The organism is Methylobacterium sp. WL19 (assembly GCF_008040005.1).
Taxonomy (GTDB): Bacteria; Pseudomonadota; Alphaproteobacteria; order Rhizobiales; family Beijerinckiaceae; genus Methylobacterium; species Methylobacterium bullatum.
The window spans coordinates 1-14,890 of sequence record NZ_VRVC01000123.1 but is presented as its reverse complement, the minus strand read 5'-3'; the positions used below and the strand labels follow the sequence as shown (position 1 = coordinate 14,890).

The following is a 14,890-nucleotide window of genomic DNA, read 5'->3' as shown; positions in this document are numbered from 1 at the left end:
GAGGGCGGCGAGGCGCTCGCGCGCATCGGCCCGGTTGCGGTCCTGCGTCCGGAACTGCTGGGCCATGATGACGATGACGCCGTCCAGCGTCAGCCGCCGCCCGGCGAGGCGCATCAGGCGCACCGCCACGGCGTCGGGCAGGGATTGCGAGCGCCGCGCATCGAAGCGGAGCTGCACCGCCGTGGAGAGCTTGTTGACGTTCTGCCCCCCCGGCCCCGAGGAGCGCACGAAGGTCTCTTCGAGTTCCGCCTCGTCGATGGCGAGATGCGGGGTGCATTGCAGGGCCATCGCCACCATCTTCCTCGTATGCCGGAGCCGTTCAGGCGGCTTCGGACGGCGCCTTCGCCTTGACCGCGAGGGCGTGCAGCCCGCGCTTGAACGCCTCGTCGAGGACGCCGTTCACGATGCGGTGGCGATCGACCCGGCTCTTCCCCTCGAAGGCGGCCGAGACGATCTCCACCCGGAAATGCGTCTCCCCCTCGGGCCGCGCGCCCGAATGGCCCGCATGGAGGTGGGATTCGTCCACCACCGCCAGGGCCTGCGGCTCCAGTTGCGCGTCGAGCGCTCCGGTGATCCAATCCTTGAGCGTGCCGGCCATCGTGTCCTCGTCTTTCCGTCGCTTCGTTCCCGTCCCGTAGGCGCCTGGAGGCTTCGGGGTCGTCAACCCCCGATCTCCGCATGCGTCATCAGGCCCGCCGCCCTTGTGTCTCGGACACGCCCTCTCATAATCGCCCCACCATGGATCTCAACTCGCGCCTGTTCGACAGCATCCGCATCAAGCGAAAGCCCACCTGCGACGAGGCCAAGGCCGCGTCCCAGACGGGCTGCGAGACCCCCGGCTGCACCAATGCCGGGCTCTACCGCGCTCCCAAGGGCCGCAAGGCGGAAGGCCAGTACTGGCGTTTCTGCATCGACCACGTGCGCGCCTACAACGCCACCTACAACTACTTCGACGGCATGAACGACGCCGCCGTCCAGGCCTACCAGAAGGACGCCGTGATCGGTCACCGCCCGACCTGGGCCATGGGCGTGAACCCGGCGACGCGGGCGGCCGGCGCGAAAACGGGCGAGCCGAAGCGCGAGTGGGCCTATGTCGACCCGCTCGACATCCTGCGCAGCGAAGGCGTCGGCGAGACCTCGCGCCGGGCCAAGCCCGAGCCGAGCCGGCCGCGCCTCACGGTGGCCGCCCTGAAGGCCCTCGACGTGCTGGGTCTCGACGAGAACGCGGACACCGCCGCCATCAAGGCGCAGTACAAGGTGCTGGTGAAGCGCTTCCACCCCGACGCCAATGGTGGCGACCGCTCGTTCGAGGAGCGCCTGCGCGACATCATCCGCGCCCACGACACTCTGCGCGCCGCCGGCCTGTGCTGACCAGGTTGCCGCGAACCGGCACGAACGATGCAGCGTTTTTCGAAATCTCGTGCGGCGTGAGGCGGCAATCCGCGCGGGAGGCCCTATATCGAGTCCTCGCACCCCTTGGCGTCCGCCGACGCAGCCCCTTACAAGGTGGCATTCCACGTCCTGCCCCGCGCGGGAACCGGCAATGCCCACCGTGATAGATCCCGCGAGCCCGGTCCATGCCGGAGCCCGCCCCGACGAGGTCCCGTATGCTCTCTGACGACACCCCCGCCTCGCTGCCCGACCGGACCGTCTCCGTCCGCGAGGCCTTCGGCATCGATCTCGACCTCCAGGTGCCGGCCTTCTCGCAGAGCGAGGAGCACGTTCCCGATCTCGACCCGGATTACATCTTCGACCGCGAGACCACCCTGGCGATCCTGGCGGGCTTCGCCCGCAACCGCCGCGTCATGGTCACCGGCTATCACGGCACCGGCAAGTCGACCCATATCGAGCAGGTCGCCGCCCGCCTGAACTGGCCCTGCATCCGGATCAACCTCGACAGCCACGTCTCCCGCATCGATCTCGTCGGCAAGGACGCGATCGTGCTGAAGGACGGCAAGCAGATCACCGCCTTCCAGGACGGCATCCTGCCCTGGGCGCTGCAGAACAACGTGGCGCTGGTCTTCGACGAATACGATGCCGGCCGGCCGGACGTGATGTTCGTGATCCAGCGCGTGCTCGAAGTCTCCGGCCGCCTGACGCTCCTCGACCAGAAGCGGGTGATCCGCCCCCATCCGGCCTTCCGCCTGTTCGCCACCGCCAACACGGTGGGGCTGGGCGACACGTCCGGCCTCTATCACGGTACCCAGCAGATCAACCAGGGCCAGATGGACCGCTGGTCCATCGTGACGACGCTGAACTACCTCGCCCATGACCGCGAGGTGGACATCGTCCTGTCGAAGGCGCTGCATTACCAGCGCGACGGCGGGCGCGACATCGTCAGCCGCATGGTCCGCGTGGCCGACCTGACCCGCAACGCCTTCATGAACGGCGACCTCTCCACCGTCATGAGCCCGCGCACGGTGATCACCTGGGCCGAGAACGCCGACATCTTCCAGGATATCGGCTTCGCCTTCCGGGTGACCTTCCTCAACAAGTGCGATGAGCTGGAGCGCACCCTGGTGGCGGAGTTCTACCAGCGCGCCTTCGGCAAGGAACTGCCCGAGAGCGCGATGAACGTGGCGCTGAGCTGAGGATCGACGCGGAGGACGCGATGGCCGAACCGGCCTTGAAGGGCGAACCGACCGAAGGCGCGACCTCCCGCTCGGGCCGGACGCGCTACGAGGACGACCTCTACACCTGGGTTCAGGAGCAGGTCGCCCTGCTCCGGGCCGGACGGGTCGATGCGCTCGACGTCGAACACATCGCCGAGGAGCTGGAAGGGTTGTCGAAGAGCGAGTTCGCCAAGCTCCAGAGCGCCCTGCGCGTCCTCGTCATGCACATGCTGAAATGGGATCAGCAGCCGGAGCACCGGACCCCGAGCTGGATCTTCTCGATCCGTGAGCAGCGGCGGCGCTACGCCCGGATCTTGTCGAGCAATCCGGGGCTGAAGCCTCGCATCGACGAGGCCCTGGGCGACGCCTACCCGGACGCGCGCGACTGGGCCGCCAACGAGACCCACCTGCCGCCGGATGAGTTTCCCTCCGAATGCCCCTATTCGTGGGACGACATTCTGCAGCGTCCCTTCGATTTCGATTCTGTAAAGAAGTAGCGATCGTGGCCATCTCGAACCGCAAAGCCGGCGAACGCCGGGAGCCCATCGCCGAACCGCTGAAGCGCTCGGTGGCCGGATGCCTGCGCGCCATCGCCAAGCGCTCCGAGATCGAGGTGGTCTATGCCAGCGACCGGCCGGCGCTCACCGGCGACAAGGCGCGCCTGCCCGAGCCGCCGCGCAAGCTGACGCCGGAGGATGTGGCGATCCTGCGCGGCAACGCCGATTCGATGGCGCTGCGCCTCGGCTGCCACGATGTGGCCGTCCATCGCCGCCTCGCCCCGGAGAATGCCGGCGCCCGCGCCGTGTTCGATGCCGTGGAGCAGGCCCGCGTGGAGGCCATCGGCTCGCGCCGGATGGCCGGCGTCGCCTCGAACCTCACGGCGATGCTGGAGGACCGCTACCATCGTGGCGGCAAGTACGAGGACATCACCGACCGGGCCGACGCCCCGATGGAGGATGCCGTCGCCCTGATGGTGCGCGAACGCCTGACCGGGGAAGCCCCGCCGAAGGCCGCGCGCAAGATCGTCGAGTTGTGGCGCTCCCATATCGAGGAGAAGGCCGGTCCCAGCCTCGATGGACTGATCGGCAATCTCGAGAACCAGCGCTCCTTCGCCCGCTCCGTGCGCGAGTTGCTGTCCTCCCTCGACATGGCGGACGAGACGCCGCTGGACCCCGAGGACGACGACAACGAGGACGAGAACGAAGGGCAGGACGACGAGCAGACCCCGAGCGAGGGCGAAGCCGAGGAGCAGTCCCAGGGCGACAAGTCCGAGATGGAGACCTCCGAGGAGGCCTCGGACGAGTTGCAGGACGGCGCCACGGAAGCCGCCGACGCGCCCTCGGGCGAGTTGCCGGACGAGTCCGAGAACGCCGAATCCGAGGAGGCCTCCGAGGCCAAGCGTCCGCCCAACAACCGGCCGGTCGAACCGCGCGGCCCCGAATACAAGGTGTTCAACCCGCGCTTCGACGAAATGATCGACGCCGAGGACCTGTGCGACGCCGAAGAGCTCGCGCGCCTGCGCACTTATCTCGACAAGCAGCTGGCCCATCTCCAGGGCGTGGTCGGGCGCCTTGCCAACCGGCTGCAGCGCCGGTTGCTGGCGCAGCAGAACCGGGCCTGGGAATTCGACCTCGAAGAGGGCCAGCTCGATCCCGCCCGCCTCGTGCGGGTGATGACCGACCCGTTCCAGCCGCTCTCGTTCAAGCGCGAGAAGGACACCAACTTTCGCGATACCGTCGTCACGCTGCTGCTCGACAATTCCGGCTCCATGCGCGGCCGGCCGATCACGGTGGCGGCCACCTGCGCCGACATCCTGGCACGGACCCTGGAGCGCTGCGGCGTGAAGGTGGAGATCCTGGGCTTCACCACCCGCGCCTGGAAGGGCGGCCAGTCGCGCGAGGCGTGGCTGGCGGCGGGCAAGCCGAACGCGCCGGGCCGCCTCAACGACCTGCGCCACATCGTCTACAAAAGCGCCGACGCCCCATGGCGCCGGGCGCGAAAAAACCTCGGGCTGATGATGCGCGAGGGCCTGCTCAAGGAGAACATCGACGGCGAGGCCCTGGACTGGGCGCACAAGCGCCTGCTCGCCCGGCCCGAACAGCGCAAGATCCTGATGGTGATCTCGGACGGCGCGCCGGTCGACGATTCGACCCTCTCGGTCAATCCGGGCAATTATCTCGAACGCCACCTACGCTGGATGATCGAGGATATCGAGACCCGCTCGCCGGTGGAACTGCTGGCCATCGGCATCGGCCACGACGTGACCCGCTATTACCGCCGCGCCGTCACCATCATCGACGCCGAGGAGCTTGGCGGGGCGATGACGGAGAAGCTGGCGGAATTGTTCGAGGAGGATGCGGACGGCGGCGCCGTGCCGAGGCGCAAGGCTGTGGGCGGCCGGCGTTAGTGCTTCTCACAAAACTCCCGCTGCGCTGTCGTGCTTCGAGCGAGCGCCGACCGTGATCGGGAGTTTTGTGAGCACTCTTGGTTTCCATCATCTGGCAGTCGAAACGTGCGTGTGAAAGCGGGACGATCGGCTCGCCGTTCGGTTCTTGCCTGGAGACTGGACGGAGTGCCGGACCTGCCATCTCCGCGCGACGACCCGGGCGATCCGGTTCCGGTTCCAAATCGGGCCGGATGCGTTATCGTGCCACCCGTGCATGGGGCGGAACGGCCCGTCCTGCATCGATGGAGCTGATCGACCCATGTTGGACGAATACGGCTTTCTCCGTGGCGCTGAGTCGGACGAGGGCGCACTGCCCGCGCTTTATCACTTCGTCTATTGCAGCCGTGCCGCCGACGGCGTCGATGACGCGGAGGTCGGCCGTATCGTCGAGTCGGCCAAGCGCCACAACCTCGCGCGCGGCATCACCGGCGTATTGGTTTTCGGCAGCGGCATCTTCTTCCAGTGGATCGAGGGACCGGCCGCGCAGATGCAAAATCTCATCGCGAGCCTGCATCATGATTCACGCCATCACGACATCGTTACGCTGAGCCAGAGCGAGGAAGAGCGGGAGCGTCTCTATCCGAACTGGGACATGGAGAAGGTGGAAGCCGAAGATATCCGCCTCGTCCTACAGGACGCCCTCGAAAGCACCGACGACAAAGACAATGTCGCGGCACTGACGCGAATAATCCAGCACCTCGACTCGGGCCCCATCCGTTCGCTTGGACAAAGCTAAGTAGAAGAGTGCCCGGCAGCCTTCGGCCGATCCGACACCTGCGTCGTGTTCATGGTCATCTTGGGCACGAAACCGGCGAAACGAAGTGACGTCTTTTCCGGCTCTCCCGACGGATCGGATGGCATCCGGATTCGGAATTTTCTTGCAAGCTCCTTTACATTTTTTCGGAGCGGCGTTCTGATGTGCCCAAGAGGTGCACGGAATCGACCGGCAAGCGCCCCCTGCAGAGGAAGAGAGTTCAGGGGAGCGGACCATGTCAAACCTCGCTTCGTCCACCGCTACGTGGACCGACCCGTCGGCGCGTCAAGCCGGTTGGGTCTCGGAGGCTCGGCTTGCATATGCGCGCAAACGCACGGCCGAGGAAAGCCGCCATCGCGCCCTCGCTCTCAGCCGCATCGTCGAAACGGACATCATCCCTCGGTTGAAGCTGCTTCACCCGCAACTCGCGCCCGCGGCGAGCGCTGCGCTCGCCAAACCCACTGCGCAGCAGATCGAAGCCTTCACGCAGCTCCTCCTCGGGCCGGACCTCGCGCCGGCATCGGACGCCGTCAGAGATCATCTGGCCAAGGGCCACTCCGCCGAGAGCATGTTTTTGGAACTTCTGGCGCCTGCCGCGTCCTTGCTTGGACGCTTATGGGACGAGGATTTCTGCGACTTCATCGAGGTGACCGTGGGCGTCGCTCGCCTCCAGTTGCTCCTCTCGCAATACAGACCCGAACCGAAGGCTTCCTCCCGCGACGAGCCCCGCTCCGCACTGTTGATGGGAGCGCCAGGCGAGTTGCATACGTTCGGCGTTGCCGTCGTCGAACAGTTCCTGGAAGTCGCCGAATGGCAGGTCGTGAGTGGCCTGGCGTCCAGCCCCGATGAGATCTCGAGCCTCGTTGGTTCCACCTGGTTCGACGTCGTGGGGCTGACGTTGAGCTGCGAGACTCGCCTCGATGGGCTGACGGCCTCAATCCGGTCGATCCGCGACGTCTCACGCAATCGTCACGTGGGCATCATGGTGGGCGGCCCCGTCTTCCTCGACAAGCCCGAACTCGTCGAGCGTGTCGGAGCGGACGCATCGGCCGTCGACGCACCGACGGCTGTCCTCCTGGCTCAGAGGCTCCTCGACATCGGTCTCGAAACCAGGCGTCGCCCCGATTCGAGGGCCATGGCTTCAGCGTGATCCCAGAGTTTCAGACCTAACTCGATGTGAGGCTGATACAATGAACCTCGTGCAGCTCATCTATGCGTCCCGTCCGTTCGGGTTCGATCACTCTGCCCTGGATAGCATCCTCGCCCAATCGCGGCGCTGCAATACGCGGGACGGTCTGACGGGCGCCCTGATTTGCCGCGGAGACATCTACCTTCAGCTTCTCGAAGGCGAGGCGGACGCCATCGATGCGACGTATGCGCGGATCCTCAGAGACGATCGACATCTCGAGATCAATCGCCTGTCATACGAAGTCGCCACCAAACGTCTTTTTCCGACCTGGGCCATGCGGAGCGATCCCGCACGCTCTTGGATGTGGTCCCAGGAAGACGTGGCCAACGGGGCAGCGACTCGGGCGTCGCCGGACCACGTGCTCGGGATTTTTCGACGGCTCGCGGCCGAGCCGGCTGAACGGCCTCGATTGACCATCGTATGATGTGCGATCGAACGGCTCGCATCGATGAGATGACCGCTTCGCCTTCGAACTGACTGGGACGCCCACGCCACCAGACATCGCTCACTCCGACACCAACCGCTCCTCCAACCGCCCCAGCATCCGGCCGAACACGGCCGGATCGTCGAGGGCGCGGGCGAGGACGAGGCCGCCCTGGATCGTCAGGACGGCGTCCTCGGCGAGGGAGTCCGCCTCGGCGGCCGGGCGCCCGGCGCGGATCAGCGCCTGCGCCAAGGCCTCGCGCCAGGCTCGAAAGTAGCCGGCGATCCGGTCCGCGAACCCGTCGCGTCCCTCGGTGAGGGCGAAGGCGCCGACAAGGCAGACCCTCCGGCCCGAGCGGAAATAGGCATCCGTCTCCGACAGCATGAGCCGGATCGCCGCCCTTGGATCGGGATCGTCACGCAGCGGCGCGTAGACCTTCTCCTCGAACCACGTGCCGATGGCGTCGAGGACGGCCTCAGCCATCTCGGCCTTGCCGCCGGGAAAGGCGTGATAGAGGCTGCCCTTGCCCAGCCCTGTGCGGGCACCGATGAGGGCGAGGCTCGCGCCCTCGTAGCCGTACTCGCGAAAGACCTCGGCGATGGCGGGCAGCGCGTCCTCCCGCGCCCCCGGCTTCTTTGGCATGGTCCGGTCAGAGCCCGAGATCGGTGAGGCCGGGATGATCCTCCGGGCGCGGCGCGTTCCGGTCCCAGTGGAACGTGCGCTCCGATTCGGAGATCGCGAGGTCGTTGATGCTGGCATGCCGCAGCCGCATCAGGCCATGGGCGTCGAACTCCCAGTTCTCGTTGCCGTAGGCCCGGAACCAGTCGCCGGCCGCGTCGTGGAATTCGTAGGCGAAGCGCACGGCGATGCGGTCGTCGGTGAAGGCCCAGATCTCCTTGATGAGCCGGTATTCGTGCTCCTTCGCCCATTTGCGGGTGAGGAACGCGACGATGGCCGGACGGCCCGAGAAGAATTCCGACCGGTTCCGCCAGCGGCTGTCCGCCGTGTAGGCCAGCGAGACTTTTTCGGGGTTGCAGCCGTTCCAGCCGTTCTCGGCGGCGCGGACCTTCTGGATCGCGGTGTCACGGGTGAAGGGGGGCAGTGGCGGGCGGGATTCGGACATGGGCTCGGGCTCCTGCGCTTGTCTGTACCGATCGGTACAAACACTGCCCGCGCCGGTCAAGGCGTCGAATGTCTCAGCGGTGTCCGAGGATCGCCAGCCAGGCCACGGTGGTGGCCACAGCGAGCAGGGTCGAGAGCATGACGGCGGCGGCGATCAACCCCGTCTCGGCCTTGTAGCGGACGGCCAGCAGGTAGGAGTTGATGCCCACCGGCATCGCCGCGAACAGGGTGGCGACCCCGGCATAGGCCGGCGGCATGGTGAAGACGTGGAAGGCCAGCACCCAAACTGCCAGGGGATGCAGGACGAGTTTCAGGGTCGTCACCACCATGGCGCCGGGCAGGTCGTGCAGCACCCGGTAGCGCACGAGGCCGGCGCCGAGCGCGATCAGCGCGCAGGTGGAGGCGGTGCCGGCCAGCGCATCCACCAGCGACTTGACCATGCCGCCGGGCGCGAGCCCGAAGCTTCTCAGGACGAGACCGAGCATCAGCGACAGGAAGATCGGGTTGCGGAAGAGGACGAGGCCGAGCCCCCTCACCCGCTGGAGGACCGATCGCTGCCCATCCGATTCGATGAGGAAGGTGGCGCAGCCCATCATCAGCGGCAGGTGGACCGCGAGCAGCATGAAGAGCGGGAAGGCGCCCGCGTCGCCATAGGCCTGCAGGATCATCGGAACGCCGATGAAGATGGTGTTCGACTGGCTGGCCGCGAATCCGTGCAGGATCGCGCCCGTCCGGCCGACGCCCTCGCGGCGCAGGCCGATCAGCGACCCGACGAGCCAGGACAGGCCGGCGCCGCCGAAATAGCTGAACCAGTACGACCAGGTGACCTCGCCGGTGAGACCCGGCCGCGTCAGCGTCGCGATGATCAGCGCCGGCACCGCGATGGCGAAGACGTATTCGGAGAGACCGTCGCTGACCTTCTCCGACAGGAACCCGGCGAGCGCCGCGACCCAGCCGATGAGGATCAGCCCGAAGATCGGGGCGATGAGCGAGAGCACGGTCATCGGAGAGAGCCGGAGAGCAGGGACGGTGGAATCAACGCGAACGGCCGCCGCATGCACGAAGCATGCGGCGGCCGTTCGAAATCAGAATGAGACGTCGAGCGTGATCGAAGCGGGCTCTCGCCGGCGCTTCGATATCGCAGCCTCAGGCGGCGGCCGGGGTCTCGACTTCGGCGAGCTTCTTGTGCAGCTCGCGCTTGATCAGACGGGCCGTCTGCGACAGCTCGATCTCGCGCGCCTTGATGAGGAAGGCATCGAGGCCGCCGCGGTGCTCCACCGAGCGCAGGGCGTGGGCCGTGACGCGCAGGCGCACCCGACGCTTGAGGGCGTCCGACTGCAGCGTGACTTGGCACAGGTTCGGCAGGAACCGGCACTTGGTCTTACGGTTCGAGTGGCTCACGAGGTGGCCGGTCTGCACGGCTTTGCCCGTGAGTTCGCAACGGCGCGACATTGTTCTAATTCCCGTCTCGTTCCGCGTCAGACCAGGCGATGGCGGAAGGCCGGTCGCAATGCGCCACGGGCCTCACGCACGCCAGAACCGATCGAGCGGCGTCTCATTGAAGGCGCGAGCCTATAGGGGAGCGGCAGGGCATCCGTCAAGGGCGGAGCCGAGTTTTGCCCATGAGAAAGGCCGTACTCCGAGGCCGACGCCGTGGCATTCACGAGGCTCGCGCCGCGCCGTCCATACGATGTGTTAACCACGAGCGGAGACGATGGCGGAACAATGCCGCCCGGTCTCTTCCGCCGCACGGCGCCACGCCCTGGAACCTCAGAGCCTCAAGCCATGCGTGCCACGCGCCTCCTTCGCGCCAGCCTCCTCGCCACCCTCGGGGCGATTCCCGCCTCCGAGGGATTCGCGCGGCCGAAAGCCACCGCCGCCGCCCCGGCGACGGTCACCGTCGATTACGGCATCGCTCTGGCCGGCATTCCCATCGGCACCGCCCAGGTGTCGGGACAGTTCGAGAGCGCGCGCTACCGCATGGACGTCTCGGCAAGGCTCACCGGCCTCGTCGGCGCCGTGACCGGGGGCATGGGCTCGGCCCGCGCCAGCGGCCTCATCGCGGAGGGGCCGCAGCCGAGCGCCTTTGCCATCTCCACCAAGACCTCGAATTCCGGCATCGCCGTGCGGATGGCGCTGGCGCGCGGCAACGTCACCCAATCGGAGGTGACGCCGCCGCTGATCGACATGGGCGACCGGGTGCCGGTGACCCCGGCCAACAAGCGCGGCATCGTCGATCCGGCCAGCGCCCTGATGATGCCGGCGGTGAGCCGCGGCGAGCTCACCGACCAGGCCAATTGCAACCGCACCATCCCGGTCTTCGACGGCGCGACGCGCTTCAACGTGGTGCTCAGCTACGGCGAGACGCGCACCGTCGAGAAGCCCGGCTATTCCGGCCCCGTCCTCGTCTGCAACGCCCGCTATCAGGCCATCGCCGGGCACCGCCCCGACCGGCCGGGGGTGAAGTTCATGGAGGACAACCGCGACATGTCGGTGTGGCTCGCCCCCGTGGAGGGCACCCGCGTGCTGCTGCCGGTGCGCATCGCCGTGCGCACGACGCTGGGCACCAACATCATCGAGGCGACCCGGTGGAACCGGGGCGGAGCCCAGACCGTGACCGCCCAAGCCGCAGGGCAGGCGTCGGGCCAGGTGGCGCAGGCGACCCTGGTCGATCAATAGACGCGGCTCCGGCCGGGCGGGCGGGAATCGTCCGAATCATGGACGGGCAGGTCGTGGACGGGCAGGTCGTGGACGGGCAGGTCGACATCGCGGTCTCGCGCCTTCGCTCGGCGGGGCTGTTCCTCATCGCCGTCGGGCTCACCGCCACCGCCGCATGGATGCTCCATGTGCGTCCCGAGACGCGAGGGCATGCAATGGCGCCCGGCGGGTACACCGAATTCATGCTGTGGCTCGGGCTGATCTTCTTCGGCGCGGCCAGCCTCGTCGGCGCGCCCCGGATGTTCCGCTCGGGCACGCTGGTCTCCGTCGGGCGCCGGGGCATCTTCGACCGGCGCCTGTCGACGGACTGGATCCCCTGGGACGCGATCGAGGACCTGCGGCCGGTCATGCTCAGCCGCCAGCGCTTCTTCGTGCTGCGCGTCGATCCGGCGCTATCGGCCGCGTTGCCGATCCTCCCCCGGCGCAGGGCGGGCGCGCGCTTCACCGGCCTCGGGGCGCATGGCTATGCCCTGTCCGGCAACGACCTGGAGGGCGGGTTCGCGGCCCTCGGCGAGGCCCTGTCCGCTGCGGCCGCCTGGCGCATCCCTCCCGGAACCGGAACCACCCGATGACGCGCCGCCCCTTCCCTCTGCGTGGCGTCGTCGCGCTCGCCGCGATCCTGATCGGCGTGCCGGCATGGTCCGGCCCCGCCCGTGCCGGCGGGCTGAGCACGGACGTCTCGCCCTGCGGGGGCGACGCCTATTCCTCGGCCGAGGTGATCGAGGGACAGCGTTCCCGACGCGGCCCCCTCGTCGCCATGCCCGACACGCTCTGCGCCGATCTGGCGCCGCAGCGGCCGGCGGACCCGGTGGAGATCTACGTCGATCCTTATGGGCAGAGGGGCGGTGGCTATCGGGGCGGTGGCGCCCCATATGGCGGTGGGACGCAGCGTGGGGTCCGGCCGCCCGGGCGGCCCCTGCGCAGCGACGACTGACCCAAGCGGCACTGATCCCGACCGATGGCCGGGATCGGCGCGTTCGGCGGACGCCCGCCGCCGCGCGGCCGCGCGGGCAGACGACGATGAGGTCTCCTCATCATCGTCTGGTATGACACCTAGGCGGCCTCATCCACGGGCCGCCGCAAGAACCTGCCGCCGGCTTCTCGGCCGAAGGGACCAGCCCCTCGCACATGACGCGCCGCTCCCTCCCCCCGCAGGCCCGCTCGCGCGGCGTCACGGCGGTGCTCGGGCCGACCAATACCGGCAAGACCCATCTCGCCATCGAGCGGATGCTCGCGCATCCCACGGGGATGATCGGGCTGCCCCTGCGCCTGCTGGCGCGGGAGGTCTACCTGCGCGTGGTGGCGCGGGTGGGGGTGGAGCACGTGGCCCTCGTCACCGGCGAGGAGAAGATCAAGCCGGACCGGCCGCGCTACTGGATCTCCACCATCGAGGCGATGCCGCGCGACCTCGACGTGGCGTATGTGGCCATCGACGAGATCCAGCTCGCCGCCGACATGGACCGCGGCTACGTCTTCACCGACCGCCTGCTGCACCAGCGCGGGCGCGAGGAGACGCTGCTCATCGGCTCCTCCACCATGCTGCCCCTGGTGCAGTCGCTGATTCCCGGCGTGCACACCACCACCCGCCCCCGCCTGTCGAAACTGACGTATGCGGGCGAGAAGAAGCTCGGGCGCCTGCCCCGGCGCACGGCCATCGTCGCCTTCTCGGCCGAGGAGGTCTACGCCATCGCCGAGCTGATCCGGCGCCAGCGCGGCGGGGCCGCCGTGGTGCTCGGTGCGCTGTCTCCGCGCACCCGCAACGCCCAGGTGGAGCTCTACCAGTCCGGCGACGTCGATTATCTCATCGCCACCGACGCGGTGGGGATGGGCCTCAACCTCGACGTCGATCACGTCGCCTTCGCGGCCAACTGGAAATACGACGGCACGCGCTTCCGCAGGCTGACGCCCCCGGAGATGGGGCAGATCGCGGGACGGGCCGGACGCCACCTCTCGGACGGCACCTTCGGCTCCACCGGGCGCTGCGCCCCGTTCGAGCCCGAGATGATCGAGGCCCTGGAGAACCACGATTTCGAGCCCCTCCGGGTGCTGCAATGGCGCAACCCCGATCTCGACTTCTCCTCGCTGAAGGCCCTTCAGGAGAGCCTGGACGCGCATCCCAACGAGAAGGGGCTCACCCGCGCGCCCATGGGCGAGGACCAATCCGCCCTCGAAATCCTGATGCGCGAGGACGACATCCGCGACATCGCCACCAATCCGACGGTGGTGCGACGCCTCTGGGACACCTGCGGCGTGCCCGATTACCGCAAGGTCCATCCCCAGACCCATGCGGATCTCGTCGCCCAGCTGTTCCGCTTCCTCATGCGGGGCATGGCCGGGCGCATCCCCAACGACTGGTTCGCCAAGCACGTGGCGATGATCGACCGCACCGACGGCGACATCGACGCCCTGTCCCAGCGCATCGCCCAGGGGCGAACCTGGACCTTCGTCGCGAACCGTCCGGACTGGCTGATTGATCCGGTGCATTGGCAGGGCGAGACGCGTCGGGTAGAGGACAGGCTGTCTGACGCCCTGCACGAGCGCCTTGCGAGCCGTTTCGTCGATCGGCGCACTAGCGTCCTGATGCGGCGCCTGAGAGAGAATACGATGTTGGAAGCTGAGATCACCGCCGGCGGGGACGTTACCGTCGAGGGCCAGCATGTCGGCCATCTGCACGGGTTTCAGTTCGTCGCCGACCCGGGCGCGGAAGGCCACGAGGCCAAGACCCTGCGCAGCGCCGCCGAAAAGGCGCTGGGCGGCGAGATCGAGGCGCGCGCCGAGCGCTTCTCGGCCGCGGCGGATTCGTCCCTGGTCCTGTCCCATGACGGCATCATCCGCTGGACCGGAGACCCGGTCGCCAAGCTGATGCCGGGCGACAAGCTGTTCGAGCCGCATGTGCGGCTGCTCGCCGACGAGCAGCTCACGGGCCCGGCCCGCGACAAGGTCGAGACCCGGCTGGTGGCCTGGCTCAAGGCCTATGTGGTCCGCCTCCTCGGCCCGCTGATCGAGATCGAGACAGCGGCCGACCTCGTCGGCCTCTCGAAGGGCATCGGCTACCAGGTGGTCGAATCGCTCGGCGTCCTGGAGCGCTCGAAGGTGATGCACGAGATGCGCACCCTCGATCAGGAAGGGCGCGGGGCGCTGCGCCGCCACGGTGTCCGCTTCGGCGCCTATCACATCTTCCTGCCGGCCCTGCTCAAGCCGGCGCCGCGCACCCTGGCCGCCCAGCTCTGGGCGCTGAAGAACGGCGGCCTCGACCAGCGCGGCCTCGACGAGATCGCGCATCTGGCCGGTTCGGGCCGCACCTCGATCAAGGTCGATCCCGAAATCGCCAAGGGCCTCTACCGCGCCGCCGGCTTCCGCGTCTGCGGCGAGCGCGCCGTGCGCGTCGACATCCTGGAGCGTCTCGCCGACCTGATCCGCCCGGCGGTGACCTATGTGCCCGGCACCACCCCCGGCGAGGCCCCGGCCGGCACCGCCGACGGCGACGCCTTCGTCGCCACCGTGGGCATGACCTCCCTGGTCGGCTGTTCGGGCGAGGATTTCGGATCGATCCTTAAATCCCTCGGCTACGTCGCCGAGAGCCGCCCCGGCCCGGCCATCACCGTGCCGCTGCGCCCCGCCGCAG

The 14,890-nt window shown here is 68.1% G+C and carries 17 protein-coding genes; 11 read left to right on the top strand and 6 right to left on the bottom strand.

What is annotated here, in order from left to right; all coding sequences use genetic code 11:
- Positions 1–288: alternative ribosome rescue aminoacyl-tRNA hydrolase ArfB (gene arfB / locus FV220_RS20065; RefSeq protein ID WP_187273472.1), on the bottom strand; the 288-nt coding region annotated here is incomplete at its 3' end.
- Between the two features lie 31 nt (positions 289–319).
- Complete coding sequence (locus FV220_RS20060) at positions 320–598, bottom strand: BolA family protein (RefSeq protein ID WP_147832997.1); 279 nt, start codon at positions 596–598, stop codon at positions 320–322.
- A gap of 140 nt (positions 599–738) precedes the next feature.
- Here FV220_RS20060 and FV220_RS20055 point away from each other — a divergent pair, with 140 nt between their 5' ends.
- The 7 genes from FV220_RS20055 (at position 739) to FV220_RS20025 (ending at position 7,425) form a co-directional block, all read left to right on the top strand.
- Positions 739–1,371 (top strand): DnaJ domain-containing protein, encoded by a 633-nt coding sequence (locus tag FV220_RS20055; protein ID WP_147832996.1) that lies wholly within the window; start codon positions 739–741, stop codon positions 1,369–1,371.
- Between the two features lie 236 nt (positions 1,372–1,607).
- Positions 1,608–2,591: a cobaltochelatase subunit CobS gene (gene cobS, locus FV220_RS20050; protein ID WP_018046099.1), complete on the top strand. Its 984-nt coding sequence runs from the start codon at positions 1,608–1,610 to the stop codon at positions 2,589–2,591.
- Positions 2,592–2,611: 20 nt separating this feature from the next.
- Entirely contained in the window at positions 2,612–3,109 is a 498-nt protein-coding gene (locus tag FV220_RS20045; protein ID WP_147832995.1) for a DUF29 domain-containing protein, read from the top strand.
- A 5-nt stretch (positions 3,110–3,114) separates the two neighbouring features.
- Positions 3,115–5,019: a cobaltochelatase subunit CobT gene (gene cobT / locus FV220_RS20040; protein WP_147832994.1), complete on the top strand. Its 1,905-nt coding sequence runs from the start codon at positions 3,115–3,117 to the stop codon at positions 5,017–5,019.
- Positions 5,020–5,317: 298 nt separating this feature from the next.
- Complete coding sequence (locus tag FV220_RS20035) at positions 5,318–5,794, top strand: BLUF domain-containing protein (RefSeq protein ID WP_056147033.1); 477 nt, start codon at positions 5,318–5,320, stop codon at positions 5,792–5,794.
- Between the two features lie 193 nt (positions 5,795–5,987).
- On the top strand, positions 5,988–6,962 hold the full coding sequence (locus FV220_RS20030; RefSeq protein WP_246689498.1) for a cobalamin B12-binding domain-containing protein: 975 nt from the start codon (positions 5,988–5,990) through the stop codon (positions 6,960–6,962).
- Between the two features lie 40 nt (positions 6,963–7,002).
- On the top strand, positions 7,003–7,425 hold the full coding sequence (locus FV220_RS20025) for a BLUF domain-containing protein (protein WP_056147037.1): 423 nt from the start codon (positions 7,003–7,005) through the stop codon (positions 7,423–7,425).
- An 81-nt stretch (positions 7,426–7,506) separates the two neighbouring features.
- Here the strand turns inward: FV220_RS20025 and FV220_RS20020 are convergent, their stop codons facing one another.
- The 4 genes from FV220_RS20020 to rpmB form a co-directional block, all read right to left on the bottom strand.
- Positions 7,507–8,067, bottom strand: a complete 561-nt coding sequence (locus FV220_RS20020; protein ID WP_147832993.1) for a TetR/AcrR family transcriptional regulator — start codon at positions 8,065–8,067, stop codon at positions 7,507–7,509.
- 7 nt (positions 8,068–8,074) lie between these two features.
- Positions 8,075–8,548 carry a nuclear transport factor 2 family protein gene (locus FV220_RS20015; protein ID WP_147832992.1) on the bottom strand — a complete coding sequence of 158 codons (474 nt, stop codon included), beginning with the start codon at positions 8,546–8,548 and terminating at the stop codon, positions 8,075–8,077.
- Positions 8,549–8,621: 73 nt separating this feature from the next.
- A complete protein-coding gene (locus tag FV220_RS20010; RefSeq protein ID WP_147832991.1) occupies positions 8,622–9,551 on the bottom strand; it encodes an AEC family transporter in 930 nt (309 codons plus the stop codon).
- A gap of 142 nt (positions 9,552–9,693) precedes the next feature.
- The gene (gene rpmB / locus FV220_RS20005; RefSeq protein ID WP_018046086.1) at positions 9,694–9,999 is read right to left on the bottom strand and encodes a 50S ribosomal protein L28; all 306 of its coding nucleotides are present in this window, start codon (positions 9,997–9,999) and stop codon (positions 9,694–9,696) included.
- Between the two features lie 333 nt (positions 10,000–10,332).
- Here rpmB and FV220_RS20000 point away from each other — a divergent pair, with 333 nt between their 5' ends.
- From FV220_RS20000 to FV220_RS19985, 4 genes are all read left to right on the top strand, one after another.
- Positions 10,333–11,226, top strand: coding sequence for a DUF3108 domain-containing protein (locus tag FV220_RS20000; RefSeq protein ID WP_056147048.1), 894 nt, complete (start codon positions 10,333–10,335; stop codon positions 11,224–11,226).
- Positions 11,227–11,264: 38 nt separating this feature from the next.
- On the top strand, positions 11,265–11,837 hold the full coding sequence (locus FV220_RS19995; RefSeq protein ID WP_147832990.1) for a hypothetical protein: 573 nt from the start codon (positions 11,265–11,267) through the stop codon (positions 11,835–11,837).
- Complete coding sequence (locus FV220_RS19990; protein WP_147832989.1) at positions 11,834–12,199, top strand: hypothetical protein; 366 nt, start codon at positions 11,834–11,836, stop codon at positions 12,197–12,199. Before FV220_RS19995 ends, FV220_RS19990 begins: the two co-directional genes overlap by 4 nt.
- Positions 12,200–12,393: 194 nt before the next feature.
- On the top strand, positions 12,394–14,890 hold a 2,497-nt coding region (locus FV220_RS19985; RefSeq protein ID WP_147832988.1), incomplete at its 3' end, for a helicase-related protein.